This is a genomic window from Catellatospora aurea, assembly GCF_042663325.1.
Lineage (GTDB): Bacteria > Actinomycetota > Actinomycetes > Mycobacteriales > Micromonosporaceae > Catellatospora > Catellatospora aurea.
Genome location: NZ_JBHTAC010000001.1, coordinates 341,959 through 365,587, shown reverse-complemented (window position 1 = coordinate 365,587; position 23,629 = coordinate 341,959). Strand labels below are relative to the sequence as shown.

25 protein-coding genes are annotated in these 23,629 nt (G+C 72.1%); 16 read left to right on the top strand and 9 right to left on the bottom strand.

Going from position 1 to position 23,629, the window contains the following annotated elements; translation table 11 throughout:
* Nucleotides 1-8 precede the first annotated feature (8 nt).
* The 7 genes from ACFQO7_RS01720 to ACFQO7_RS01690 all read left to right on the top strand — a co-directional run bounded on the left by ACFQO7_RS01720 (nucleotide 9) and on the right by ACFQO7_RS01690 (nucleotide 5,013).
* Entirely contained in the window at nucleotides 9-1,301 is a 1,293-nt protein-coding gene (locus ACFQO7_RS01720; RefSeq protein ID WP_376804656.1) for a cysteine desulfurase, read from the top strand.
* A gap of 2 nt (nucleotides 1,302-1,303) precedes the next feature.
* Entirely contained in the window at nucleotides 1,304-1,756 is a 453-nt protein-coding gene (gene sufU / locus ACFQO7_RS01715; RefSeq protein WP_120315971.1) for a Fe-S cluster assembly sulfur transfer protein SufU, read from the top strand.
* A complete protein-coding gene (locus tag ACFQO7_RS01710) occupies nucleotides 1,756-2,169 on the top strand; it encodes a metal-sulfur cluster assembly factor (protein WP_376804655.1) in 414 nt (137 codons plus the stop codon). The genes sufU and ACFQO7_RS01710 overlap by 1 nt, the downstream gene beginning before the upstream one ends.
* Before the next feature lie 64 nt (nucleotides 2,170-2,233).
* Nucleotides 2,234-2,689, top strand: a complete 456-nt coding sequence (locus tag ACFQO7_RS01705) for a hypothetical protein (RefSeq protein WP_376804654.1) — start codon at nucleotides 2,234-2,236, stop codon at nucleotides 2,687-2,689.
* Nucleotides 2,690-2,731: 42 nt separating this feature from the next.
* Nucleotides 2,732-3,472, top strand: a complete 741-nt coding sequence (locus ACFQO7_RS01700; RefSeq protein ID WP_376804653.1) for an N-acetyltransferase — start codon at nucleotides 2,732-2,734, stop codon at nucleotides 3,470-3,472.
* A gap of 157 nt (nucleotides 3,473-3,629) precedes the next feature.
* Complete coding sequence (locus ACFQO7_RS01695) at nucleotides 3,630-4,259, top strand: LysE family transporter (protein ID WP_376804652.1); 630 nt, start codon at nucleotides 3,630-3,632, stop codon at nucleotides 4,257-4,259.
* A 4-nt stretch (nucleotides 4,260-4,263) separates the two neighbouring features.
* Nucleotides 4,264-5,013: an HAD family hydrolase gene (locus ACFQO7_RS01690; RefSeq protein ID WP_376804651.1), complete on the top strand. Its 750-nt coding sequence runs from the start codon at nucleotides 4,264-4,266 to the stop codon at nucleotides 5,011-5,013.
* Between the two features lie 48 nt (nucleotides 5,014-5,061).
* Here ACFQO7_RS01690 and ACFQO7_RS01685 read toward each other — a convergent pair whose 3' ends face one another.
* On the bottom strand, nucleotides 5,062-5,700 hold the full coding sequence (locus ACFQO7_RS01685; RefSeq protein WP_376804650.1) for a TMEM175 family protein: 639 nt from the start codon (nucleotides 5,698-5,700) through the stop codon (nucleotides 5,062-5,064).
* A gap of 26 nt (nucleotides 5,701-5,726) precedes the next feature.
* Nucleotides 5,727-6,203, bottom strand: a complete 477-nt coding sequence (locus tag ACFQO7_RS01680; protein WP_376804649.1) for a DNA alkylation repair protein — start codon at nucleotides 6,201-6,203, stop codon at nucleotides 5,727-5,729.
* Here ACFQO7_RS01680 and ACFQO7_RS01675 point away from each other — a divergent pair.
* Nucleotides 6,202-7,239, top strand: coding sequence for an aminotransferase class V-fold PLP-dependent enzyme (locus ACFQO7_RS01675; RefSeq protein ID WP_376804648.1), 1,038 nt, complete (start codon nucleotides 6,202-6,204; stop codon nucleotides 7,237-7,239). The two genes, ACFQO7_RS01680 and ACFQO7_RS01675, sit on opposite strands and share 2 nt — an antisense overlap.
* Nucleotides 7,236-7,868: an acVLRF1 family peptidyl-tRNA hydrolase gene (locus tag ACFQO7_RS01670; protein WP_376804709.1), complete on the top strand. Its 633-nt coding sequence runs from the start codon at nucleotides 7,236-7,238 to the stop codon at nucleotides 7,866-7,868. Before ACFQO7_RS01675 ends, ACFQO7_RS01670 begins: the two co-directional genes overlap by 4 nt.
* Nucleotides 7,869-7,989: 121 nt before the next feature.
* Here ACFQO7_RS01670 and ypfJ read toward each other — a convergent pair whose 3' ends face one another.
* A complete protein-coding gene (ypfJ, locus tag ACFQO7_RS01665; RefSeq protein ID WP_376804647.1) occupies nucleotides 7,990-9,021 on the bottom strand; it encodes a KPN_02809 family neutral zinc metallopeptidase in 1,032 nt (343 codons plus the stop codon).
* Nucleotides 9,022-9,173: 152 nt separating this feature from the next.
* Between ypfJ and ACFQO7_RS01660 the strand changes: the two genes are divergently transcribed.
* Nucleotides 9,174-10,772, top strand: a complete 1,599-nt coding sequence (locus ACFQO7_RS01660) for an ABC-F family ATP-binding cassette domain-containing protein (protein ID WP_376804646.1) — start codon at nucleotides 9,174-9,176, stop codon at nucleotides 10,770-10,772.
* Nucleotides 10,773-10,871: 99 nt separating this feature from the next.
* Here ACFQO7_RS01660 and ACFQO7_RS01655 read toward each other — a convergent pair whose 3' ends face one another.
* A complete protein-coding gene (locus ACFQO7_RS01655) occupies nucleotides 10,872-12,185 on the bottom strand; it encodes a hypothetical protein (protein WP_376804645.1) in 1,314 nt (437 codons plus the stop codon).
* A gap of 137 nt (nucleotides 12,186-12,322) precedes the next feature.
* Between ACFQO7_RS01655 and ACFQO7_RS01650 the strand changes: the two genes are divergently transcribed.
* The 3 genes from ACFQO7_RS01650 (at nucleotide 12,323) to ACFQO7_RS01640 (ending at nucleotide 15,525) form a co-directional block, all read left to right on the top strand.
* Nucleotides 12,323-12,550, top strand: coding sequence for a helix-turn-helix domain-containing protein (locus ACFQO7_RS01650; RefSeq protein WP_120315961.1), 228 nt, complete (start codon nucleotides 12,323-12,325; stop codon nucleotides 12,548-12,550).
* Between the two features lie 45 nt (nucleotides 12,551-12,595).
* Nucleotides 12,596-13,348: an enoyl-CoA hydratase/isomerase family protein gene (locus ACFQO7_RS01645; RefSeq protein ID WP_376804708.1), complete on the top strand. Its 753-nt coding sequence runs from the start codon at nucleotides 12,596-12,598 to the stop codon at nucleotides 13,346-13,348.
* Nucleotides 13,349-13,632: 284 nt separating this feature from the next.
* The gene (locus ACFQO7_RS01640; protein WP_376804644.1) at nucleotides 13,633-15,525 is read left to right on the top strand and encodes an ABC transporter ATP-binding protein; all 1,893 of its coding nucleotides are present in this window, start codon (nucleotides 13,633-13,635) and stop codon (nucleotides 15,523-15,525) included.
* A gap of 231 nt (nucleotides 15,526-15,756) precedes the next feature.
* Here ACFQO7_RS01640 and ACFQO7_RS01635 read toward each other — a convergent pair whose 3' ends face one another.
* The 5 genes from ACFQO7_RS01635 to ACFQO7_RS01615 form a co-directional block, all read right to left on the bottom strand.
* A complete protein-coding gene (locus ACFQO7_RS01635; protein WP_465252375.1) occupies nucleotides 15,757-16,182 on the bottom strand; it encodes an SCO6045 C-terminal-like domain-containing protein in 426 nt (141 codons plus the stop codon).
* A gap of 86 nt (nucleotides 16,183-16,268) precedes the next feature.
* Entirely contained in the window at nucleotides 16,269-17,108 is an 840-nt protein-coding gene (locus ACFQO7_RS01630) for an MbnB/TglH/ChrH family RiPP precursor modification enzyme (RefSeq protein WP_376804642.1), read from the bottom strand.
* Complete coding sequence (locus tag ACFQO7_RS01625; protein WP_376804641.1) at nucleotides 17,105-18,031, bottom strand: TIGR04222 domain-containing membrane protein; 927 nt, start codon at nucleotides 18,029-18,031, stop codon at nucleotides 17,105-17,107. The genes ACFQO7_RS01630 and ACFQO7_RS01625 overlap by 4 nt, the downstream gene beginning before the upstream one ends.
* A 47-nt stretch (nucleotides 18,032-18,078) precedes the next feature.
* Nucleotides 18,079-18,837, bottom strand: a complete 759-nt coding sequence (gene ddaH / locus ACFQO7_RS01620; RefSeq protein WP_376804640.1) for a dimethylargininase — start codon at nucleotides 18,835-18,837, stop codon at nucleotides 18,079-18,081.
* Between the two features lie 471 nt (nucleotides 18,838-19,308).
* Nucleotides 19,309-19,881 carry a TetR/AcrR family transcriptional regulator gene (locus ACFQO7_RS01615; protein ID WP_376804639.1) on the bottom strand — a complete coding sequence of 191 codons (573 nt, stop codon included), beginning with the start codon at nucleotides 19,879-19,881 and terminating at the stop codon, nucleotides 19,309-19,311.
* Nucleotides 19,882-20,091: 210 nt separating this feature from the next.
* Here ACFQO7_RS01615 and ACFQO7_RS01610 point away from each other — a divergent pair, with 210 nt between their 5' ends.
* The 3 genes from ACFQO7_RS01610 (at nucleotide 20,092) to ACFQO7_RS01600 (ending at nucleotide 23,485) form a co-directional block, all read left to right on the top strand.
* Entirely contained in the window at nucleotides 20,092-21,510 is a 1,419-nt protein-coding gene (locus ACFQO7_RS01610) for a DUF2637 domain-containing protein (RefSeq protein ID WP_376804638.1), read from the top strand.
* Between the two features lie 83 nt (nucleotides 21,511-21,593).
* Nucleotides 21,594-22,262, top strand: coding sequence for an HAD family hydrolase (locus ACFQO7_RS01605; RefSeq protein ID WP_203699328.1), 669 nt, complete (start codon nucleotides 21,594-21,596; stop codon nucleotides 22,260-22,262).
* Nucleotides 22,263-22,555: 293 nt separating this feature from the next.
* The gene (locus ACFQO7_RS01600) at nucleotides 22,556-23,485 is read left to right on the top strand and encodes a serine protein kinase RIO (RefSeq protein WP_376804637.1); all 930 of its coding nucleotides are present in this window, start codon (nucleotides 22,556-22,558) and stop codon (nucleotides 23,483-23,485) included.
* Nucleotides 23,486-23,629: the final 144 nt, after the last annotated feature.

Here is a 23,629-nt window from a genome sequence, read left to right as displayed (position 1 = left end):
AGCAGAACATGACCGCCCTGACCATCCCGGCCGGGATGCCGCAGTACGACGACAAGCCGCGCTTCGACGTGGAGCGCGTGCGCGCCGACTTCCCGATCCTGGGCCGGGAGGTCAACGGTCACCCGCTCGTCTACCTCGACAGCGGCAACACCTCGCAGAAGCCGCGCCAGGTCATCGACGCGGTGGCCCGCTACTACGCCGAGCACAACGCCAACGTGGCCCGTTCGGTGCACACGCTGGGCACCGAGTCGACCGAGGCGTACGAGGGCGCGCGGGCCAAGGTCGCCGCGTTCATCGGCGCGCCGAGCGTGGACGAGGTGGTGTTCACCAAGAACGCCACCGAGTCGCTGAACCTGGTCGCGCACGCGTTCGGCCCGCACGCGCGGGACGAGCGCTTCCGGCTGGGCCCCGGCGACGAGATCGTGATCTCGGAGATGGAGCACCACTCCAACATCGTGCCGTGGCAGCTGCTCTGCGAGCGCACCGGCGCGACGCTGCGGTGGTTCGGCCTGACCGAGGCCGGCCGCCTCGACGAGTCGAACCTCGACGAGCTGGTCAACGAGCGCACGAAGATCGTCTCGATCGTGCACATGTCGAACGTGCTCGGCACCGTCAACGCCACCTCGCGGATCACCGCGCGGGTGCGCGAGGTCGGCGCGCTGCTGATGCTCGACTGCTCGCAGTCGGTGCCGCACCTGCCGATGGACGTCGTCGACTACGACGTGGACTTCATCGCGTTCACCGGGCACAAGATGCTGGCCCCGACCGGCATCGGCGTGCTGTGGGGGCGCGGCGAGCTGCTCAACGCCATGCCGCCGTTCCTGGGCGGCGGGTCGATGATCGAGACGGTGAAGATGACCGGCTCGACCTTCGCCCCGGCCCCGGCCCGGTTCGAGGCCGGCACCCCGCCGATCGCGCAGGCGGTCGGGCTGGGCGCCGCGATCGACTACCTGAACGCGGTCGGCATGGACGCGATCGCCTGGCACGACAAGCAGCTGACGGCGTACGCGCTGGACGCTCTGGACACCGTGCCGGGCCTGCGCATCTACGGCCCGAAGGTGCCCGTGGGGCGCGGCGCGACCATCTCGTTCACGCTCGACGGGATCCACCCGCACGACGTGGGCCAGGTGCTCGACTCGCTCGGCGTGCAGGTGCGGGTCGGCCACCACTGCGCCAAGCCGATCTGCGACCGCTTCTCGGTGCCCGCGCTCACCCGGGCCTCGTTCTACCTCTACACGACGACCGACGAGGTCGACGCGCTCGTGCGCGGCCTGGATCAGGTGCGGAAGGTCTTCGCTTAGCCATGCAGCTCGACCAGCTCTACCAGGAGATCATCCTGGACCACTACAAGCGCCCGCAGGGGCGCGGATTGCGCGAGCCGTTCGCGGCGGACGTGCACCACGTCAACCCGACCTGCGGCGACGAGATCACCCTCCGGGTCGCCCTGGACGGGGAGACCATCAGCGACATCTCGTACGACGGCCAGGGCTGCTCCATCAGCCAGGCGTCCGCGAGCGTGCTGTACGAGCTGCTCAACGGCCGCAAGGTCGACGACGCGCTCGCGGTGCACGCCGCGTTCGTCGAGCTGATGGGCGGCAAGGGCCAGGTCGAGCCCGACGAGGAGGTGCTGGGGGACGCGGTCGCGTTCGCCGGCGTCGCCAAGTACCCCGCGCGGGTCAAATGCGCGCTGCTGTCCTGGATGGCGTTGAAGGACGCGGTCGCGCAGGCCGTCGCCCTCGAGAAGGAGGAAGTGTGATGAGCGAGACCGACATCGTCGACAGCGCCGTGGAGTCCGCGCGCGCCGAGTCCGCGCCGGTCGCGGACGCCGCGCCGAAGGCCGGCAAGAAGGCCGAGGTGGACGAGGTCCGCGAGGCCATGAAGGACGTCGTGGACCCCGAGCTGGGCATCAACGTCGTGGACCTGGGCCTGGTGTACGGCGTGCACATCGACGACGAGAATGTCGCCACCCTGGACATGACGCTGACCTCGGCGGCCTGCCCGCTGACCGACGTCATCGAGGAGCAGACCCGCGCGGCGCTGTGCACCGGCCCCGGCGGTGGCCTGGTCGACGACATGCGCATCAACTGGGTGTGGCTGCCGCCGTGGGGCCCCGACAAGATCACCGACGACGGCCGCGACCAGCTCCGCTCGCTCGGCTTCAACGTCTGACCGAACGTCCCCGAAAAGGCGTCCACCCGTGAGGTGGACGCCTTTTCGCGCTTAGGCTCGCGGCGTGGGGAGTGTGCCCGAGGGGCCGTCGGCGGAGTTGCAGGCGTGGACGTGTGCGGTGTGCCCGGCGCAGGGGCTGGCTCCGGGGCGGTTCGACGTGGTCGCGCGGCCGGGGCCGGACAGCCGGTACGAGCCCGCGGCCGGGTGGCGGGTGGACCTGTCCACCGGTGCGCCCACGTGCGTGCACCCGTACCGCGTGGGGCTGCCGCCGGGCGCGTACGCCACCGGGGGTGTGCCCCTGCCACCGCGGGCCGCGCAGCCGCCCGACCCACGCGACCTGGTCCTGCCCGACGATCCCACGCTGCTGGAGGCCTGGTTCGTCGCGGTGCTGCGCGACGCCGAGCCGGACCGGATGCGGGCCGCCCTGGCGCGGGCGGAGCAGGTGGCGGGGGAGCGGTTCCCGGGACGCACGGTGGTGTCCGCCGTTCGCCGGGTGATGTCCACCGAACTCGCGGGATAATGCGGTTGATCGGCTCCGGCCAGGCAGGGGAGGCTCGCGGTCATGCACATCGCCACCCTCGACCAACGCCCCGACCTCGTCGACGCCCTCTGGGACATGCCCACGGTCTGGCCCGAGTTCATGCGCCACGACCCCATCTCGAACCTCTACTACGGCCTGTGCACCGAGCAGTGGCCCGAGTACATCCTGGTCGCCGAGGATCCCGACGAGCCCGGCCGGCTCGTCGCCAAGGGCCACAGCGTGCCGTTCCTCCTGCCCGAGGGCGACGAGCTGCCGATCGACGGCTGGGACGGCGCGCTGCGCCGGGCCGTGCGCGCGCGGGTCGCGGGGGACAAGCCGAACATCGTCTCCGCGATCGAGATCGCGGTGCGCCCCGACCGGCAGGGCACCGGGCTGTCCGCGCTGATGCTGGCCGCGATGCGGGACAACGCGGCCCGGCTGGGCTTCGCGGACCTGGTCGCGCCGGTGCGGCCGAACGGGGTCAAGGACCCCGAGGAGCCCATGACGTCGTACGCGTACCGCACGCGCGACGACGGCCTGCCCGTGGACCCCTGGCTGCGCGTGCACGTGCGCGCGGGCGGCGTCATCGAGAAGATCGCCACCCGGTCCATGGTCATCCCGGGCACCTGTGCGGAATGGCGCGAGTGGACCGGGCTGCCGTTCGACACCACCGGGCCGGTCCACGTGCCCAAGGCGCTCACCCCGGTGCACGCCGACGCCGAGCACGACTGGGCCGTGTACGTCGAGCCCAACGTGTGGATCCGGCACCGCACCGGGGCCTGAGACATCGACGGAAAAATAGGTCGCAGGCAGGGGCGCGGCGGCCCAGAATGATCCGCATGACGACTACCTGCCTGCGCCTCGCGCCCCTGTCCGCTTCGGCGGAAGGACGGCGTCGACAGCAGCGTGGGCCCGTGGCCGGAACGAGCCGCCCGCAGTCGTGACCGCCGCCCTCGTGGGCGGTCTGCTGGCGGGGTACGGCGTAGCCGTGCCCGTCGGCGCGATCGCGCTGCTGTTGATGAGCCTCACCGCCCGCACCTCGCTGCGGATCGGCGCCGCCGCCGCACTGGGCGTGGCGGCCGCCGACGGGATCTACGCCCTTGTCGCCGTTCTCGGCGGAGCCGCCCTGGCCCGCTGGATCGAACCGATCTCCACCCCGCTGCGCTGGATCGCGGTGGCCGTGCTGCTCTACATCGCGGGCCACACCGCGTGGAACGCGATCCGGCACTACCGCGACCCGGCGCGGGCCCGCGAGACGAAACTGCTGGACACCCCGGGCCGGGCCTTCCTGGCGCTGCTCGGGCTGACCCTGCTCAACCCGATGACGATCGTGTACTTCGGCGCGCTCGTCCTCGGCGGGCGGCAGGCCATGGACGGGCTGACCGGGCCGGAGGGCGCGGTGTTCGTGACCGCGGCCTTCCTCGCCTCGGCGAGCTGGCAGCTGACCGTCGCCGCGGGCGGCGCGCTGGTGGGCAAGGTGCTCGCCACGCCCCGGGGACGCCTGGTCACGGCCCTGGTGTCCAGCCTGGTGATCTCGGTCCTCGCGGTGGCACTCGTCGTGGCAGAGTAGGCCCATGCTGCCTACCCCCTCCGCTCTGCTGCTCGACTTCGGTGGGGTGATCGTCGAGTCCGGACGGTCACCCCAGCCGGAGGAAGCCACCCCTCGGCAAGCCGAACTCGTCCGGCGCGTCCACCGGCTCACCGGCGGCGCGGTCGGCGAGGACGAGATCCGCCACGCGCTGGACGCCGCGAAGAAGGCCCGCTCGCGGATGCGCGAGAACACCGAGGAGTGCCTGGAGATCAGCCACGAGCAGCTCTGGGGGGAGCTCATCGCCGTCGAGTGGCCGGCGGTGGCGCGGGCGACGGTGCTGGTGCACGCCAGCGACCTGACCAGGCAGTGGGCCCGGCGCGACGACTGGCGGCTGCGGCCCGGCATCGCCGACCTGCTGGACTTCACGGTGGGCCGGGGCATGCCGGTCGCCGTGGTCAGCAACACCCCGTGCGGCCAGGCACACCGCGAGGCGCTCGACGAGTTCGGCCTGACCGGCGCGATCGCCGCCCAGATCTACAGCGACGAGCTGGGCGTGTACAAGCCGCACCCGAGCATGATCTGGGCCGCCGCGCGGGACCTGGGCGTGGCCGCGGCCGACTGCTGGTACGTCGGCGACCAGCCGCATCGCGACGTCGTGTGCGCCCGGCGGGCCGGGGTCGGCGCCGCCATCCTCATGCCCGAGGGCGAGCCCCGCGAGATCGGCGAGAACACCCCGGACGCGGTCGTCGCCGACGGCACCGAACTGCTCGCCCTGCTCCGCCAGTCCCTCTAGCAAGGAAGGGCACCTTCACGTCGCCATGCGTTGTAGAAGGTGCCCTTCCTAACCTTTCCGGCGGTCGGTAGCAGCTCCGGGGTGGTGGCGGCGGTGGGCGCGGCGCTCCGCCGCGGCCTGCGCCAGGGGCATCAGCGCCAGCAGCGGCAGCGCCAGGTTGGCGAGGAAGAGGGCCGCGACCAGGGTGGCCACCATGGCGCTGGTCGCGATCACGCCCCGGCGCACCGCCCGGTCCACCGCCTCGCTGCGCCCGGGGCGCTGCAGCGGCACCCGGTCGCGGATGCGCAGCGACAGCAGCAGCCCGCTCAGCGCGATGAGCACCAGGTTGGCCATGTACAGCAGGGTCGCCCCGCGCCCCTGGTTCACCTCGTACGTCAGCACCGCCGTGGGCACCGGCAGGAACACCACGCCCAGCAGCCACATGCTGTTGAGCAGCATGATGCCCTCGCCGACGTCGACGAGGTTGTCGAACACCCGCCGGTGCACCATCCAGAACAGCGACACCACCGCGAACGACATCACGAACGCGGCGAAGTCGCCGGCGTGCTCGCGCACGAGATCGCGGACCGACTCGGTCTGCGCGTCCCGGGCGGTGTCGACCAGCGGCAGCACCAGCAGGGTCAGCGCGATCGCGACGACCCCGTCGGTGTACGCCGTCAGCCGGACCAGCGAGCGGGACTCCTGCACACCTCTGGTTACCACAACGGCGCTGGTCAGCTCAGGTGCTTGAGCGCTTCCCGGCGGGACAGCCCGGACAGCTCGGCGGCGTGCGCGGCGACGAACGCGCGCACCGCCGCCGGATCGGTCTTGCCGTAATCCCGCAGCGCCCAGCCGATCGCCTTGCGTACGAAGAAGTCCGGGTGCCCGGCCTGCGCCGCGCAGTAGCGCAGCAGCCGTGGCGCGTCGGTGGCCGCCTGGTACGTCAGCTGGTGCAGGATCGCCGTGCGCACCAGCCACAGGTCGTCGTCGGCCGCCCAGGCGTCCATCGTCGTGACCAGACCCGGGTCCCGGGCCACCAGCGGGCCGACCACGTGCGCGGCGAGCGCATCGCCGGTGCCCGCGCCGGATCGGCGGCGGCGGCCAGCCGCTCGTCCAGCCGCGCCATCAGCTCGACGGCTTCCGACGCCATGCCACCTCCCGCGTATTGGCCTGCGGTGATCGCCCACCACCGGTGGAATACTGCGAATCATGGACAGTATCGACCTCGCCTCGCGGTGGTCCGCGGAACCGGGCTACCTGAACACGGCCAGCTTCGGGCTGCCCCCGGACCGGGCGTGGGACGCCATGCAGGCGGCGCTGGCCGACTGGCGGGCGGGCCGCACCTCGTGGGAAGGGTGGGGTGAGTCGACCGAGCGCGCCCGGCAGTCGTACGCCCGGATCATCGGGGTCGACGCGGCCGACGTCGCGGTCGGCGCGCAGGTGTCGCAGCTGCTGGCCCCGGTCGCGGCGGCCGTTCCCGACGGTGCGACCGTGCTGGTCCCGGAGCTGGAGTTCACCTCGGCGGTCTTCCCATGGGCGGTGCACGCCGACCGCGGCGTGACCGTGCGCACCGCGCCCGCCGACCGGCTCGCCGAGCGCATCGACGCGAGTGTGGACGTGGTCTCGTTCGGGCTGGTGCAGTCGTCGGACGGGGCGGTCGTCGACTACGCCGCGGTCGTCGCCGCGGCCCGCGCCGCGGGCGCGCTGGTCGTCGTGGACGCCACGCAGGCCTGCGGCTGGCTGCCGTTCGACGGCTCGCTCGCCGACGTGGTGGTGACCGTCGCGTACAAGTGGCTGATGTCGCCGCGCGGCACCGGTTTCGTCTACCTGAACCCGGCGGTGCGCGAGCGCACGCGCCCGCTGGCCGCCAACTGGTACGCCGGCGAGGACGTGCACAGCTCGTACTACGGCCTGCCGCTGCGGCTGGCCAAGGACGCCCGCGCGTTCGACATCTCGCCCGCCTGGCACGCCTGGGTCGGCACCGCGCCCGCGCTGGAGGTCGTCGAGGAGATCGGCGTGCCCGCGATCCACGCGCACGACGTCGGCCTCGCCAACAGCTTCCTGGCGGGCCTGGGGCTGCCGCCCGGCGACAGCGCCATCGTCACCGTGGACGTGCCCGGCGCGGACGCCAAGCTGGCCGCCGCGGGCATCCGCACCGCGGTGCGCAACGGCCGGATCCGCGCCTCGTTCCACGCGTACACCACCCAGGCCGATGTGGACGCCGCGCTGAACGCCCTGGTGGGCTGATGCCCGCCAAACCCGCCGCGGGCGGGGGCCGCTGGGCCGACGTCGAACCGCGCCGGCTGCGCCGCTGGCTGGACGGTTTCTACTCGCGCCACGACGGGGCGCAGGAGGAGGGCCTGAAACTCGTCGCCGCCAACGGCGACACCGCCGAGCTGCTGCCGCCGCCCGGCGTCGGCCCGGTCGCCGACGTGGACGCGCTGCTGGCGGCGCTGGCCGTGCCGCGGCGGCTGGGGCTGCTGCTGGCCCGGCGCAACGCGGTCGCGGTCGGGGTCGCCGACGGCGACGAGCTGGTCAGCTCCAAGGTGGACACGTTCTACGTGCAGGGCCGCACCGCCGCGGGCGGCTGGTCGCAGCAGCGCTACGCCCGCCGCCGGGAGAACCAGGCGTCCGGCGCGGCCCGCGACGCCGCCGACATCGCCGCGCGCATCCTGCTGCCGTACGCGGACAGCATGGCGGCCCTGGTCTGCGGCGGCGACCGGTCCACGGTCGACGAGATCCTCACCGACCGCCGTCTCGCCCCCCTGCTCCCACTGCGCCACGACCGCCTCCTCGACGTCCCCGAACCCCGCCACGCCATCCTCGTCGACGCCATCACCGCGGCCCACGCCATCCGCATCCACCTCGTCCCCTGACCCCCGGCCCCCGGCGCCCCTCCGGGGCGCCCCCCGCGCCGCAACTCTTAAAAACTTGCGGCCTCAACGCGTGGTCGAGGCCGCAAGTCTTTAAGAGTTGCCGCAGGCGGCGGGTGGTGGGTCAGCCGGCGAAGGTGTTGCACTGGCGGGGGTCGCCGGTGCGGTAGCCCTGGTTGAACCATTGCTGGCGCTGGGCGGAGGAGCCGTGGGTGAAGGCCTCCTGGTTGATGCGGCCGGTGGCCTTCTGCTGGATGGCGTCGTCGCCGACGGCCGCGGCCGCTTCCAGGGCCTGGTCGATGTCCTGCTGGGTGATGGACTTGAACAGCGGCTGGCCGGTCGCGTCGGTGGTCTTGGCGGCCGAGTTGGCCCAGACCCCGGCGTAGCAGTCGGCCTGCAGCTCCATGGCGACGGAGTACTTGTTGGCGTTGGCCGGGTCGCGCTGCTGGGCGCGGCGCACCTGCGCCTCGGTGCCGAGCAGGGTCTGGATGTGGTGGCCGTACTCGTGGGCGAGCACGTAAGCCTGGGCGAACTGGCCCTTGGCCCCGAACCGGCTGGCCAGCTCGTCGTAGAAGCTCAGGTCGATGTAGACGTGGTTGTCGCCGGGGCAGTAGAACGGGCCGACGCCGGCGGTGGCCGGACCGCAGGCGGTGTCGACCGAGCCGGTGAAGAACCGGGTGGTCGCCGGCTGGTACTGCTGGCCGAGGTACTGCGGCATGGCCGAGCGCCAGTACGCCTGGATCGAGTTGATGTAGAGCAGGTTGCGGCAGGCCGGGTTGTCGAAGCGGTTGGGGTTCGACTTGTCGCACTGCTGGGCGAGGGTGGTGCTGTTGACGTCGTTGGGCCCCGGCTGCTGGCCCTGTTGCTGCTGCGGGCTGAGCCCGCCGACGCCGCTGAACAGGCTGGAGCCGCCGCCGGTGCAGATGAAGATGCCGATGCAGAGCGCCCCGATCAGCAGCACCGCCATGCCGATCTTGCTGCGCATGAGCAGGGGCAGGAGCCCGGCGAGGCAGCCCGCGCCGCCCATGCCGCCGCCCCCACCGCCTCCGCCGCCCATGGGCGGGAAGTTGAAGCCGCCTCCGCCGCGCCCGCCCCCGGCGCCGCGCATGTCCTCGACCTGTGACGGGTCGAGTTCGGCGTTCTCGTTGATGCTCACGTTCGTCAGCGTAGGCAGTTTTGTGGCGAATCACACCCAAATCAGGCCGTCTCCGGGGTAAATGCCGTGGCAGGGCGGGTCGGCGGGCTCGGTAGACTGGAGGCTCCTTCCCGAAGCCACCCGGTGGCCCACCCCCGACCTGGGAGCAATTCATGATCACGGCCACCGGTCTGGAACTGCGCGCGGGCGCGCGCATCCTGCTGGGGGACACCACCCTGCGCGTGCAGCCCGGTGACCGTATCGGTCTCGTCGGGCGCAACGGGGCTGGCAAGACCACCACGCTCAAGGTCCTCGCCGGCGAGGGCTCCCCGTACGCGGGCAAGATCGACAGCCGCGGGCCGGTGGGTTACCTGCCGCAGGACCCGCGCACCGGCGACCTGGACATCACCGCCAGCGACCGGGTGCTCTCCGCGCGCGGCCTGGACGTGCTGCGCAACGAGATGAAGGAGCTGGAGGGCAAGCTCGCCGACGACGAGCGCTTCATGCGCCGCTACGGCCAGCTGGAGGACCAGTTCTCCGCGCTCGGCGGCTACGGCGCCGAGGCCGAGGCCGCCCGCATCTGCTCGAACCTGGGCCTGCCCGACCGGGTCCTCCAGCAGACCCTGGGCACCCTGTCCGGCGGCCAGCGCCGCCGCGTCGAGCTGGCCCGCATCCTGTTCCGCGACGCCTCGGAGACCGGCGGCGGCATCCTGCTGCTCGACGAGCCGACCAACCACCTCGACCACGACTCCATCACCTGGCTGCGCGGCTTCCTCGCCGGGCACAAGGGCGGCCTGATCGTGATCTCCCACGACGCCTCGCTGCTGGAGGCCGTCGTCAACAAGGTGTGGTACCTCGACGCCAACCGCTCGGTCGTCGACTCGTACAACATGGGCTGGAAGACGTACCTGGAGGCGCGGGAGACCGACGAGCGCCGCCGCAAGCGTGAGCGGGCCAACGCGGAGAAGAAGGCCGGCGCGCTCATGGCGCAGGCCGACAAGCTGCGCGCCAAGGCGACCAAGACGATCGCGGCGCAGAACATGGCCAAGCGCGCCGAGAAGATGATCTCCGGCCTGGACGAGGTGCGCGCGACCGACAAGGTGGCCAAGGTGCGCTTCCCCACCCCGGCGGCCTGCGGCAAGACCCCGCTGACGGCTGAGGGACTGTCCAAGTCGTACGGCTCGCTGGAGATCTTCACCGACGTCGGCGTCGCCGTGGACCGCGGTTCCCGCGTGGTCATCCTGGGCCTCAACGGCGCGGGCAAGACCACCCTGCTGCGCATGCTCGCCGGCATCCTGCAGCCGGACACCGGCGAGGTCAAGGCGGGCCACGGCCTGCGCCTGGGCTACTACGCCCAGGAGCACGAGACCCTCGACGTCGACCGCACCATCCTCGACCACATGCGCTCGGCCGCCCCCGAGCAGACCGACACGGAGCTGCGCCGCATCCTGGGCGCGTTCCTGTTCAGCGGGGACGATGTGGACAAGCCCGCGGGCGTGCTGTCCGGTGGCGAGAAGACCCGCCTGGCACTGTCCACCCTGGTCTGCTCCGGCGCGAACGTGCTGCTGCTCGACGAGCCCACCAACAACCTCGACCCGGTCAGCCGCGAGCAGGTCCTCGACGCCATCGCGCGCTACCCCGGCGCGATCGTCCTGGTCACCCACGACCCCGGCGCCGTCGCGGCCCTCAAACCCGACCGCGCCATCCTCCTGCCCGACGGCGACGAGGACGCCTGGTCCGACGACCTCCTCGAACTCGTCGAACTCGCCTGACCGCCCCTTCCTCTGTCGCAACTCTTAAAGAGTCGCGGCCATCGGCACCCGCCGAGGCCGCGACTCTTTAAGAGTTGCGGCGCTTGGGCGGGCGGCGGGTCACCAGGGGGTCGAGAGGACGGCCTCGATGATCATTGCGGAGAGGGCGCCGACGGCGACCAAGAGCAGGGGAGCGGGGACCGGGTCGCCGCCGGGGCGTTCGGGGGCGACGGCGGCGATGGTGAGCCAGGGGAAGTACGGCAGCCACGCGTGCTCCACCCCGCCCCGGGCCAGCCCCGCCCCGACCGAGAACAGCACCGCCCCGGACGCGCCCACCAGGAACGGCCAGCCGGGGGTGTTGCGCACCTTGCGCAGGCTCGCGAAGATGGGCGGCCCGACCGCCAGCAGCAGCGCGCACACGCTGATCAGGCCCCACCACAGCGCCGAGCGGTGCGGCTCGATGCGCGCGGCGAAGTCGGCGTACGCCGTGCCCAGCCCGTCGGTCCAGGTGAAGCCCAGCTTGGCCGCGCCGAGCACCGGCAGCAGCACCCCGAGCCCGGCGAACATGTTCAGGGCGGCCCGTCGCCGGGCGAAGTTCAGGAACACCACGGACAGCCCGAGCCACGCGACGGCGTACGAGAACAGCGCGGCCGTGCCCAGCAGCAGCCCGGCCAGCACCGCCCAGGCCGCCGCGCGCCAGCCGTGGCGGCGGGTGGCCCGCACCCCGGCCAGCGTCATCGCCGCGCCGATGGTGGCCACGACGGCGTCCATCGACACCGCGGTCCAGATCGCGTACGGCGCGAGCGCCAGCACCGGCGCGTACGGCCGCGCGGCGGCCTCGCCGCCCATGTCCCGCACCGCGGCCAGCACCATCGGCACCGACAGCGCCCCGATCGCGGTCACCAGCAGCGCCAGCGCCAGATGGTCGGTGACCCCGAGCCGCTGCACGGCCCACAGCACCAGCACCGGCGCGGGCGGGTGGCCCCGCGTGGCGGCCGTGTGCTCGGCCGACCGGCCGGTGAAGCTGCGCAGGTACGCCAGCGGGTCGTCGCCGACCTCCTGCACGTCGCCGAGGTAGCTGTCCGGGGTCAGCGAGCGGGTCAACCCGTCCGCGCCGTCGACGAGCGCGAGCGAGACGGCCCAGGCGAAGAACGCCACCGTCGCCCCGGTGCTGACGGCCCACCACGGCAGTCGATGGATCCAGCCGCGCCAGGCCGCGCCGAGCACGGTCACCGCGACGACCGGCGCCAGCAACGACATCGGCGACAGTTCGAAGCGGTAGCGGCCCAGGAACGGCGCGCTCGCGGTGCCCAGCCGGGCCCCGGCGCGCACCGCCAGCCAGGTCGTGAGCAGGCCGATGGTCACCAGCGCGAACCAGCCGAACAGGTCTCGGCGTTCGCGGTGGAGGGCGCTGCGGGGGTCGACGGTGGTCACGGCGAGACACGCTATCGGGTACCCGACAGCACCGTGCGTGTCGGTTGGCATGGAATTGATATCTAGCGCATGATCGTCGGAGGCGGTCTAATAGGTTGGACCGCAAACCGCATCGTCCGGGACGTGAGGATTTCAACATGGCAGCCACCGGCACAGCTACCACCACCGAGAAGGGTCGCCGGATCGTCGGGACCGAACGCCAGACGCTCGCCAAGGACCTCGTGAAGCGCTACACGTCGGGTGAGTCCATCCGCGCGCTGGCCGCGTCGACTGGCCGTTCGTACGGATTCATCCACCGGGTGCTCACCGAGTCCGGAGTCGCGCTGCGCCAGCGCGGCGGAGCCCGTCGGCGCAAGAAGGCATGATCCGCCCGCACCACGCAGAGCTTGGGGAGCCGGTTGATGTCTGAGATGGCAGCGGCCGGCTTTCGCATCAGCCAGGACGGTCCGGTCGCGACGGTGACATTGGACCGCCCGGAGGTGCGCAACGCACAGACCCCCGAGCTCTGGGCAGGTCTGGCCGCTGCCGCACGGGGGCTCGCCGGCGACGTGCGCGTCGTGGTCGTACGCGGGGAAGGGCGGTCCTTCTCCGCGGGACTCGACCTGAAAGTGGTGCAGGGCGGCGAGTTCCAGCAGCTCGCCACCGTCAGCCCGGAGGAGTGCGCGGATCGGATCGCCGATTTCCAGCAGGCCTTCTCCTGGCTCCGCCGACCCGATCTCATCACCATCGCCGCGGTGCAGGGCCACGCCATCGGCGCGGGCTTCCAGCTCGCGCTCGCCTGCGACCTGCGGATCGCGGCAGACGACGCCCTGTTCGCGATGGCGGAGGTGACGCTGGGGCTCGTGCCGGACCTCACCGGCACCAAGCGCCTGGTCGAACTCGTCGGCTACGCCCGCGCGCTGGAGCTGTGCGTGACCGGCCGCCGCGTGAACGCCGCCGAGGCAGACCGGATCGGCCTGGTCAACCTCGTGGTGGGGCGCGAAGAACTCGACGCGGCAGCGGCCGACCTGGCCAACGCGGTGCTGGCGGCTCCGCGCGACGCGGTCGTCGAGATCAAGGCACTGCTGGCCGCGGCGGGCGGCCGGAGCTTCCCGGAGCAGGAGCGCGCGGAGCGCGAGGCGCAGACGCGCCGCATCCGCGATCTGGCCGGCCTGGGCGAGTGACATTCCGGCGGTATCTGTTCCGCCGTCCCTTTCCGGATCGCTGAGCCACTCTTTCGGGCGTCATACCGACGGCTGATTCGTCATGGTGGAAAGGCGACCGCCTTCTCCTTTCCGGGGGATGGGCGGCATCCGGTCGCGTGCCATTGTCCGCCCGGCGGAATAGTTAATGAGCCGGGCTAAGGAATTTTCGTTCGGCACGCCACGTTGAGCGGCACGTCTGGTCTTTCACAGCGGGAGGTTCACCGGTGAGTTATCCGGGTGGGGGCGGCGGTATGGAGACGCTCATGCGGTCCATGCGCCGGGGGCAGAGCGTCGAGAACCGCAAGATCGGCAAGCCCACCGCGAAGCGGATCCTGTCCTTCGCCCGGCCGTACCGCCGGGAGATCGGGTTCTTCCTGGTCACCATCGTGGTCGGCGCGGTCATCGGCGTGGTCACGCCGCTGCTGGCGGGCCGGGTCGTCAGCGCGATCACCCCGAAGGACGGGGTCATGGCCCCCGACGCGGGCCGCACCGTCGTCACGATCGCGGTGGTGATCGCGGCGCTCGCCCTGCTCAGCGCGGGGCTGTCGCTGGTCGAGCGGTTCTACTCGGCCCGCATCGGCGAGGGCCTCATCTTCGACCTGCGCACCCAGGTGTACGACCACGTGCAGCGCATGCCGGTGCAGTTCTTCACCCGGGCGCAGACCGGCGCGCTGGTCAGCCGGCTCAACAACGACGTGCTCGGCGCGCAGCGCGCGTTCACCTCGACGCTGTCCGGCGTCGTCGGCAACATCATCCAGCTCGTGCTGACCGTGCTGGTCATGCTGACCCTGTCCTGGCAGATCACCGTGCTGTCGCTGATCCTGCTGCCGGTCTTCATCCTGCCCGCGCGGCGGGTGGGCCACCGGCTGGCGGAGATCACCAAGGAGTCGTACGACCTCGGCGCGAAGATGAACGCCACCATGACCGAGCGCTTCGGGGTCGCCGGGGCGCTGCTGGTGAAGCTGTTCGGCCGTCCCGAGACGGAGTCGACCCGCTTCGCCGAGCGGGCCGGCCGGGTCCGCGACATCGGGGTGCAGAGCGCGATGTACTCGCGTACCTTCTTCGCCGCGATGATGCTGGTCGCCTCGCTCGCCCAGGCGCTGGTCTACGGCCTGGGCGGCTGGTACGCCGTCGCGGGCAGCCTCGACGCCGGCGACGTGGTCGCCCTCGCGCTGCTGCTGACGCGCCTCTACGGCCCGATCACCGCGCTGTCCAACGTACGCATCGACGTGATGGGCGCGCTGGTCTCCTTCGACCGGGTCTTCGAGGTGCTCGACCTGCCGCCCGCGATCGCCGAGAAGCCCGGTGCCGTCGACGTGCCCAAGGGCGCGTCGAAGGTCGAGTTCCGGGACGTCGAGTTCCGCTACCCGACCGCCGCCGAGATCTCGCTGGCCTCCCTGGAGGACGTGGCGACGCTGGAACGCACCGCCACCGCGCCGGTGCTGCGCGGCGTCTCGTTCACCGTGGAGCCCGGCCAGATGGTCGCGCTGGTCGGCAGCTCGGGCGCGGGCAAGTCCACCACCTCGATGCTGGTCAGCCGGATGTACGACGCCACCGGCGGCACCGTGCTCGTCGGCGACGTCGACGTCCGCGACGCCACCCTGCAGTCGCTGCGCGACACCATCGGCGTGGTCACCCAGGACGCGCACCTGTTCCACGAGACCATCGCGGAGAACCTCCGCTACGCCAAGCCTGACGCCACCGACGACGAGCTGTGGGCCGCGCTGGCGGCCGCGCAGATCGACACCCTGGTCCGGGCCACCCCCGACGGGCTGGACACCGTGGTGGGCGAACGCGGCTACCGCTTCTCCGGCGGCGAGAAGCAGCGCATCGCCATCGCCCGCCTGCTGCTGAAGGCCCCGTCGATCGTCATCCTCGACGAGGCCACCGCCCACCTGGACTCCGAGAGCGAGGCGGCCGTCCAGCAGGCCCTGTCCACCGCCCTGGCCGGCCGTACCGCCCTGGTCATCGCCCACCGCCTCTCGACGGTCCGCGAAGCCGACCAGATCCTCGTCCTCGACCAGGGCCGCATCGTCCAACGCGGCACCCACGAACAACTGCTCGCCTCCGGCGGCCTCTACGCCGACCTCTACCGCACCCAGTTCGCCGCGGCGGACTCCCCCCGCCCCACCCACCTAGCCGACACCCCCGCCTGACCCCCGCCCATCCGCCCGCCCGCCGGCCCGCCCGCCGCGACCGCACCGCTGGGTTGATCATGAACTTATGGCACGGCTCGACGGCGTGTCATGCGCATAAGTTCATGATCACTTGGCGCCCGGCGGCCCGCATGTGATCGATCATGAGGTTGTGGCGACGACTCGCCGGTGACCCGTGCCATAAGTTCATGATCAACCCGGGCGGGTGGGCGGGGCGGGTGGCGGTGGGGGTCAGGGGCGGTAGGTGAGGGCGCGGCCGCGCCAGCGGAGGAGCAGTTCGCCGGCGTGGAGGCGGGCGGCGGGGCCGCGGCGCGGGCGGGGGGCGGTTTCGCCGTCGTACGCCCAGAGCAGCTCACGGAGGGCGAGTTCGCGCCGCGCCGCGGCATCGCGGGGCGGGTCGGCGCGGGCGAAGTCCCAGCCGTCGCGCAGCGACCCCTGCGGTGCGCGCCCCGCGGCCCAGGCCGAGAACACCCGGGCCCACTGCCCAGGACCGGCCGACGCGGCCAACCGGGGCCACGTGCGCGCGACGTCCTCGGCCCGCTTGCGCAGCAGCGCGGTCTGCGTCGCGGCCACCGCCCTGGCGTCGAAGCCTGTGGGCACGGCGGCTCCGGCCACCAGCGCCCGCACCAGCTCCTCCTGCCGCTGCGCGAGCCCGATGCCCGCTCTCGGACCGCCCGCTCTCGGACCGCCCGCTCTCGGACCGCCCGCTCTCGGACCGCCCGACGTCGGGCTGCCGGGGCTGGTCATGGTTGTGCCGCGCCGGTGATCGCGGGGTAGCCGGTCGCCGCGGACAGGGCGTCCAGCTCGGCGCGCAGTGCCGCGGCGGGTGGGTAAAGGCCGTCGCGTTCGAGCAGGATCGCGGGCGGGCGCTGCCGCGCGCAGAGCTCGCCCAGCAGCTCCAGGACCTCGCCGGGCACCGGGTCGGTGTGCGTGTCGTGGTAGCGGCCCTCGTGCAGGCGGCCGCCTGCGACGTGGACGTACGCCATGCGCTCCAGCGGGAGCCGGGTCAGCAGGTCGGCGGGGTCCTCGCCGCGGTTGAGCGCGTTGGCGTACACGTTGGCGATGTCGAGCAGCAGCAGCGCGTCGGTGCGTTCGAGGATCTCGGTGAGGAACTCGGCCTCGGTCAGCTCGTCGTCGGGCCACTCGAACAGCGCCGCGATCGGCTCCAGCGCCAACGGCACGTCGAGTTCGGCGGTGGTCCGCGTGACGTTGGCGACGACCGCGTCGACGGCCTCGCGGCAGCGCGGCAGCGGCAGCAGGTGACCGGCTTCGACCCCGCCCGCCCGGACGTACGCGATGTGCTCGCTGACCAGCGGCGCGCCGACGGCGCGGGCGGCCTGCGCCAGGTGCTCGACCCGGTGCGGGTCGACCGGTTCGGCCCCGCCGAGCGACAGTTTCACGCCGTGCGGCACCACCGCCACCCCGGCCGCGAGCAGCCGGGCCAGCGCCTCGGGCGGCTCACCGGAGTGCGGCAGCGACTCGGCGATGACCTCGACGAAACGCAGGCCGGGCAGTTCGGCGACGAAGCCGGAGATCTCGGGGCGCCAGCCGATGCCGACGCCCCGCCCGGCCAGCGGCGTCATCCGCCGCACCCGCCTCCGCCGCCGCAGCCACCCCCGCCACCGCAGGAGGAGCCGCTGCTGCAGGAGGAGCCGCCGCTGTCGCCGCCGCTCGAACCGCCGCCGTCGGAGCCGCCGTAGAACGGGCCGTACGCGCCGCTGGTGTCGTCGCGCTCCGGGATCTCGGTCTCCCCGGCGAAGGCCGGGTCGGCGGCCCACAGCACGGCGGTGCCGAACAGGCCGACGGCCAGCGCGGTCTGCGCGGGACCGTAGGTGTCCCAGGCGGGCCGCGACGCCGGGCGCAGGTGGCTGAAGTGGCGCTTGGCCTGGAACAGTGCGTTCTCGGCGGCCTTGGTGCGCCGCGGCTTGCGCGCGAGCAGCACCAGGCCGAGGATACCGACCGGGATGACCAGCAGCACCAGGAACATCACCGGGCGGTCGTTGGCGATCCCGGCGATGATCCGGACCACGCCCACCGCGAACAGGGCGAGCAGCAGCAGCGGGCCGCGCCGCGCGCGGGACACCACGTCGGGGCCGACGGTGAGGCCGCCGCGGCGCAACTCCTCGCCGATCGCGGCCAGCGCCTCGGCCACGGAGCGGTCGGTGTGCAGCTCCTTGGCCCGCTGGCCGTTGCCGACGGCGTGCAGGACGGCCGCGTCCAGCGGGGTCGCGCCCGGCGGCAGGCCGCCGGTGCGGGTGAGCCGCCCGGCCTCGTCGGCCGCGACGACGCCGCTCTGGCGCAGGAAGGTCAGCGAGGAGTACACCGCCAGCGCCGCGCCGCCGTTGAGGTAGGCCGTGTGCTGCGGCGACAGCTGGTCCACGCGGACCTGGCCGGGCCCGGCGAACAGGCGGGACCGGTGGATCAGCGTGCCCACCAGCACGACCACCGCGGCGAGCGCGAACAGCAGCAGGAAGGTGGGACCGGGGATGCCCCAGGTGTCCGCCATGGGAGCTCCTTCGACGAGGGAGCCCTCATGATGGACCATCGGAGCAATCAGCGGGAGACCAGCACGCTCAGGCAGGTGACGCAGCCTTCGAGCTTCTCGAACTCGCCGATGTCCACCACGACCGGGGTGAAGCCCAGATCCCCGAGCAGTTCGGCGGTACGCGGCGCGGACGCGGCCAGCAGCACTCGGTCGCCGCCGAGCGGCACCACGTGGCAGCCGCCCTCCTCCTCGACGGGGCGTACCGCCGGGAACAGGCCGGTCGGCACGAGGTGGGGCAGGGCCAGGAAGGTGCCGTCGGGCAGCGCGGTCACCGCGGACTTCAGGTGCAGCACCTCGCCCAGCGGCACCGCGACGACGGTACGGCCGAGCGGTGCCAGCAGGTCACGCAGCTGCCGGATGCCCTCGGCGTTGGTACGGCCGCCGCGTCCGACGTAGACGGTCGTGCCGACCTGGAGCACGTCGCCGCCCTCCAGGGTGCCCGGATCGGTGATGCGCGCGGTGCGCAGGCCCAGCTCCAGCACGGCCTGCTCGACCCCGGCGACCTCGCCGCGGCGGGCCGGGGCCCCGGGGTGGGTCAGGACGGCGAGGTCGTCGACGACCACCACCGCGTCCTCGACGAACACCGAGTCCGGGCAGTCGTCGGCGGCCGGGGCGGGGTAGACCTCCCAGCCCGCCGAGGCCAGCGCGTCGGCGTACGCCATGTGCTGGGCGCGGGCCAGGGACAGGTCGATCTCGCTGCGGCCGATGTGGGTCACGATGCCGTCGGCGAGCCGGGAACTGGGCTCGCGGACCAGGGCGGTTCTCATCTCTTACGCATTACCAGGAAGGCCACCAGGGCGACCACCACCACGGTGGCGCAGCAGACGGTGCCGCCGAGCAGCAGATGCCAAGGTTTGAGGGCGCCCATGGGGTGGCACTGTAGCGCCCGGATGCCCGCCAGAAAATATCTTGTCGATCCTCCGATCTCGTGGATAGTGTCGGCGGTACACGGGAAAGGAGGTGGTCCAGCTTTGAGTAGCTACAGGACACGTGAGGTGGCTGCCCGCTAGGCGGCTGTCATCGACTGCACTTCTGTCGATACCTGAAGGTTCGACTGGAGCGTCGAGGCCGTGTGTCAGCGGCCCTGGCGAATCCAAGGGAGCCACCCGATTCCCGGGGGAATGTTCGGTTTGTCCAGCCGGCCCGCGCACCCGCGCGGAACCCCCGGGTTTCGTCATTTCCGGAGCAGGTCATGCTGTTTCGACGAGACAGAGCCGAATGCCCGCTTCGCGGAGGCTTCAGCGGCGGCGCACCGTCTCCTCGATCAGGTCCAGCACCGGGCCGAAGTCGTCGGCCGAGCCGCCCATCGCCAGCCGCTTGACCAGCCCGTCGTATGCCAGCTCCAGGAAGTGCGCGAGCACGTCGATCGGCACGTCCTCGCGCAGCACGCCCGCGCCCGCCTGGCGTTGCAGGCGCTCGCGGGTCGCGGTGTCGATGGCCTCGCTGTGCTGGGCCCACCGCTTGGCGAACGCGGGGTCCGTGCGCAGCCGCCGGGCCACCTCCAGCTGCGTGCCGAGCCAGCCGGCCGCGTCCGGGTCCTGGGCGTGCGCCAGCAGGTCCCGCATCACCTGCACCAGGCCGTTCGCGGCGACGGTGGCGGCCATCTCGACCGCGTCGTCCTCGGCGACGGCCAGGAACAGCGAGTCCTTGTCGCGGAAGTGGTGGAAGATCGCACCGCGGGACAATCCGGTCGCCTGCTCCAGGCGGCGTACCGTGGCACCCTCGTAGCCGTAGCGGGCGAAGCAGGCCCGGGCCGCGGCGAGGATCTCGTGGCGGCGCGCGTCGAGCTGATCCTGACTCACCCTGGGCACATGCCGATCTTCGCAGGTCGGCCCCGCACATGCAATCCGTACGTACGGCTTGACGCCGGGTGACGTATCAGCGACGCGATGCGCGGGAAACCGGCGCATGGAAGAATCCTCCGCGGCCCGGCGTGCGTTGAGCGTCGGGGACAGTAAGGCGACGCCGTGCGAAACGCCTGCGGGCCAACAGGTCTGCGGCCGCCGGGGAGGATGCGAGCTGTGGACCTGGAACAGTTGACCACGACCTGGGTGCCGACCTGGGTGATGGTGCTGGTGGTGTCGATCCTGACGATCTCCCTGCTGATCGGTGTGCCGCTGGCGCGCTCGGCGGGGCGGCGGCGGGGCGTCCGGCTGGCCAACCCGGGGGCGTACGCGACCCGGGCGGACAAGGCCAAGGACACCGGCCTGTTCCTGGCCGCGCTGATCCCGACGCTGCTGGTCTGGCTGGCCGTGATGGGCGTGTCCTTCATCGGCCTCACCGGCTTCGCCAACGACGTCATGGGCTGGGACCACTGGACCAACATCCTGGTGCCGCTGAGCCTCGACGGCATCAGCATCTCCTTCGGCGCGTGGGCGTTCGTCGCGGTCAAGCGCGGGCGGCACCCCGGCCGGGCGTACAAGATCGTGCTCGCCGCCGCGACCGTGTCGGCGACCCTGAACTTCGTGCACGGCCGCGACAAGTGGTCCATCTGGGCGGGCCTCTACCTGGCGTTCCTGTCCTTCGCGGGCATGGCGATGTTCCACGAGCTGCTGGATCAGTTCATGGCCGGCTACGACGACGAGGTGGCGCTCAAGACCCGTTACCCGCGCTTCGGCCAGCGCTGGTTCTACGCGCCGATCTCCACGTTCGCGGCCCGCCGGGCCTGGATCGTGCACCCGCCCGCGGAGGGCCTGCGGCCCAGCGTGCGCAACGCGCTGACGCACCTGGAGGACACCCGCGAGGCCAAGCGCCAGCGCCGCCTGTACGGCGCGCAGCTGGTCCGTGAGGAGCAGCAGGCCAAGCTGGTCGAGGTGCACGCCCGAGCCGAGGTGCGCCGGGCCCGCTCGGCGAGCTGGCGCTCCGGAGCCGCGCCGGGCTCGTCGCCGCAGGTGCCGCACCTGCCCGTGCCGCACCAGTCCGCGCCGATCCCGCCGAACGGGCACCAGCCGAACGGGCACCAGCCGAACGGGCACCAGCCGAACGGCTTCCAGGCGTACCCGCCGCAGGCGGTGTACCAGCCGACGCCCCAGCCGGAGGCCTTCCCCGAGCCGACGCCCACGCCGCGCCAGCCGGAGCCGGAGCCGATGTCCCAGGACCTCGTGCCCGAACGTGACGAGCGGGGCACGATCCTGGGCCGGGACCTGCGGGCCACCCTGGAGTCGGTGCTGAGCGCCCCGACCGGGCGCGAGCCGATGGGCCACCGGCCCCTGTCGGACACCAGCGAGATCACCTCCCGCGGCATGCTCAACCACCTCCAGGAGCCGGTCCAGCGGATGATCACCGAGGCGCTGTCGCGCGGCGAGCAGGTCAGCCCGGCCTTCGTCCGCGAGTGGACGGCCCAGGAGTACGGGCGCACGCCGAGCGAGAACTGGGCCCGGAACCAGATCAAGGCAGCTCGCCAGCGGGACACCATCGGCGTGGACGCGGATCTGGCGTGACCAGGCATCGATTTCGTTACCGCGAGGTTTCCCGCACAACGGGGGGCTTCACCAGCGTGTCCTGAGTCACGTAAGGTGCCCGCGTGCCTCTGTTGCTGTTGGACCTCGACAACACACTGGTCGACCGCGAGGGCGCCTTCCGGATGTGGGGTACTCGGTTCCTGTCCGAGATCAGCGCCCCGCCGTACGACATCGACTGGCTGGTGGACGCCGACGCGGACGGCCTGACCTCGCGCTGGGACCTGGCCGACGCGATCCGCGACCGCTATCGGCTGCGCAACTCCGTCGTCGACCTGGTGGAGGAGTTGCACGAGGGGCAGATCGAGGCGACCCGGCTGGACCCGATGGTCGGCGCCGCACTGCGCATCGCCGCCGAGGCCGGCTGGGTGCCGGTGATAGTCACCAACGGCGAGACCCGCCAGCAGGAAGCCAAGATCCGGCGTACCGGCCTGGACCGCTTCGTGGCCGACTGGGTGGTCTCGCAGGAGGTCGACTGCCGCAAACCCAACCCGCGCATCTTCGAGATCGCCGCGGAGCGGGCCCGGATGCGGCTGCGCGGCGCCTGGATGATCGGCGACAGCCCCGAGGCCGACATCGGCGGCGCGACCACGATCGGCATCCCCAGCGTCTGGATCCACCGCGGCCGCCAGTGGACCGAACGGCGCTTCGGCCCCACCCGCATCGTCGAAGGCGCCATCCAAGCCGTAGCCGCCGTCCTCGCCGCCGACCCACCCCACCGCATGGCCCGCTGACGTTCTGCGCCTCCCGCGTTGATCATGAACTTATGGCACGGGTCGACGGTGTGTCGCTGCCATAACTTCATGATCAGCTAACGGGTGGGTGCGGCTGGGGCGGTGTGATGCGGGTCGCTGCGGAAAATCGGTTGACAGGGTCGACGGGTCGGGGGAAGACTCGTCCGCGTTGTGCGAGATCCCGGAACTGATCCGGGTCGAGAGAGAAGGGGGTTGAGCCGAATGGTTGCCGTCGCTGTGCGCTGCGCTTTTTCCGCCTCTTTCTTCTTCTCTCCGACCGAGGAGCTTTTCCAGTGCGAGAGCACGACTTTCCGCGCTCCGGCCGCGTCAACCGCCGGAACCGTTTCGACGACGACGAACTGACCTTCGAGAAGTCGTACGCCGAAGAAGTCGAGTGGGACGAGACCCCCGACAAGCCTGAATTCGGTGACCGCTGGTCCACCTGGGACCTGTCGACGCCCACCGAGCGCGGGCCGGAGCCCCACCCCGACTGGCTCGTCACCGAGCTGGCCGCGGTCGACGTGGAACGCGGGGTGCTGAAGACCGGCAAGGAGGCCGACGTCTTCCTGCTCCACCGCCACGTTCCCGGCACCGAACGCGGCTGCCTGCTGGCGGCAAAGCGCTACCGCAGCCACGACCACCGCATGTTCCACCGCGACGCGGGCTACCTGGAAGGCCGCCGGGACAAGGAGTCCCGGGTCAACCGGGCGATGGCCAACCGCAGCGCGTTCGGCAAGGAGGCCATCGCCGGGCAGTGGGCGGCGGCCGAGTTCGGCGCACTGGCCCGGCTGTGGGAGATCGCGCGGCAGCTCGACGTCGCGCCGTTCACGCCGTACCCGGTGCAGATCCTGGGCACCGAGGTGCTGCAGGAGTTCATCGGCGCGCCCGACGGCACCGCCGCGCCGCGGCTGGCCCAGGTGCGCACCGACGAGGCCGGCCTCGCCGACCTGTGGGCGCAACTCGTGCTGGGCCTGACGGTGCTGGCCCGCGCGGGGTACGCGCACGGCGACCTGTCGCCGTACAACATCCTCGTGCACGAGGGGCGGCTGGTCATCATCGACCTGCCGCAGATCGTGGACGTGGTGGCCAACCCGCAGGGCAAGCGGTTCCTGGCCCGCGACGTGCACAACGTGGCGACCTGGTTCACCGCTCGCGGCCTGACCGGCCTGGACGAGGCGGCCCTGACCGCCGAACTCCTCGCCGAAGCCGGCATGCGTACCTGACCCGGCGCACCGCCGGCCGTGATCGTCGGACTTGCCTGGCAATCGGGCGAAAGGGCGTGCAAGATACGCCCGACTGCCAGGCAGGTCGGCGGATCTTGCCGAGGCTGAACGGGGTCTTGTCATGATCGCGGCGGGCCGCGATGA

Coding starts and splice junctions, on each gene's coding strand:
- ACFQO7_RS01720 (WP_376804656.1), top strand. CDS start 9: ATGACCGCCCTGACCATCCCGGCCGGGATGCCGCAGTACGACGACAAG.
- sufU (WP_120315971.1), top strand. CDS start 1,304: ATGCAGCTCGACCAGCTCTACCAGGAGATCATCCTGGACCACTACAAG.
- ACFQO7_RS01710 (WP_376804655.1), top strand. CDS start 1,756: ATGAGCGAGACCGACATCGTCGACAGCGCCGTGGAGTCCGCGCGCGCC.
- ACFQO7_RS01700 (WP_376804653.1), top strand. CDS start 2,732: ATGCACATCGCCACCCTCGACCAACGCCCCGACCTCGTCGACGCCCTC.
- ACFQO7_RS01690 (WP_376804651.1), top strand. CDS start 4,264: ATGCTGCCTACCCCCTCCGCTCTGCTGCTCGACTTCGGTGGGGTGATC.
- ACFQO7_RS01675 (WP_376804648.1), top strand. CDS start 6,202: ATGGACAGTATCGACCTCGCCTCGCGGTGGTCCGCGGAACCGGGCTAC.
- ACFQO7_RS01680 (WP_376804649.1), bottom strand. CDS start 6,203: ATGATTCGCAGTATTCCACCGGTGGTGGGCGATCACCGCAGGCCAATA.
- ACFQO7_RS01660 (WP_376804646.1), top strand. CDS start 9,174: ATGATCACGGCCACCGGTCTGGAACTGCGCGCGGGCGCGCGCATCCTG.
- ACFQO7_RS01650 (WP_120315961.1), top strand. CDS start 12,323: ATGGCAGCCACCGGCACAGCTACCACCACCGAGAAGGGTCGCCGGATC.
- ACFQO7_RS01645 (WP_376804708.1), top strand. CDS start 12,596: ATGGCAGCGGCCGGCTTTCGCATCAGCCAGGACGGTCCGGTCGCGACG.
- ACFQO7_RS01640 (WP_376804644.1), top strand. CDS start 13,633: ATGCGGTCCATGCGCCGGGGGCAGAGCGTCGAGAACCGCAAGATCGGC.
- ACFQO7_RS01630 (WP_376804642.1), bottom strand. CDS start 17,108: ATGACGCCGCTGGCCGGGCGGGGCGTCGGCATCGGCTGGCGCCCCGAG.
- ACFQO7_RS01625 (WP_376804641.1), bottom strand. CDS start 18,031: ATGGCGGACACCTGGGGCATCCCCGGTCCCACCTTCCTGCTGCTGTTC.
- ddaH (WP_376804640.1), bottom strand. CDS start 18,837: ATGAGAACCGCCCTGGTCCGCGAGCCCAGTTCCCGGCTCGCCGACGGC.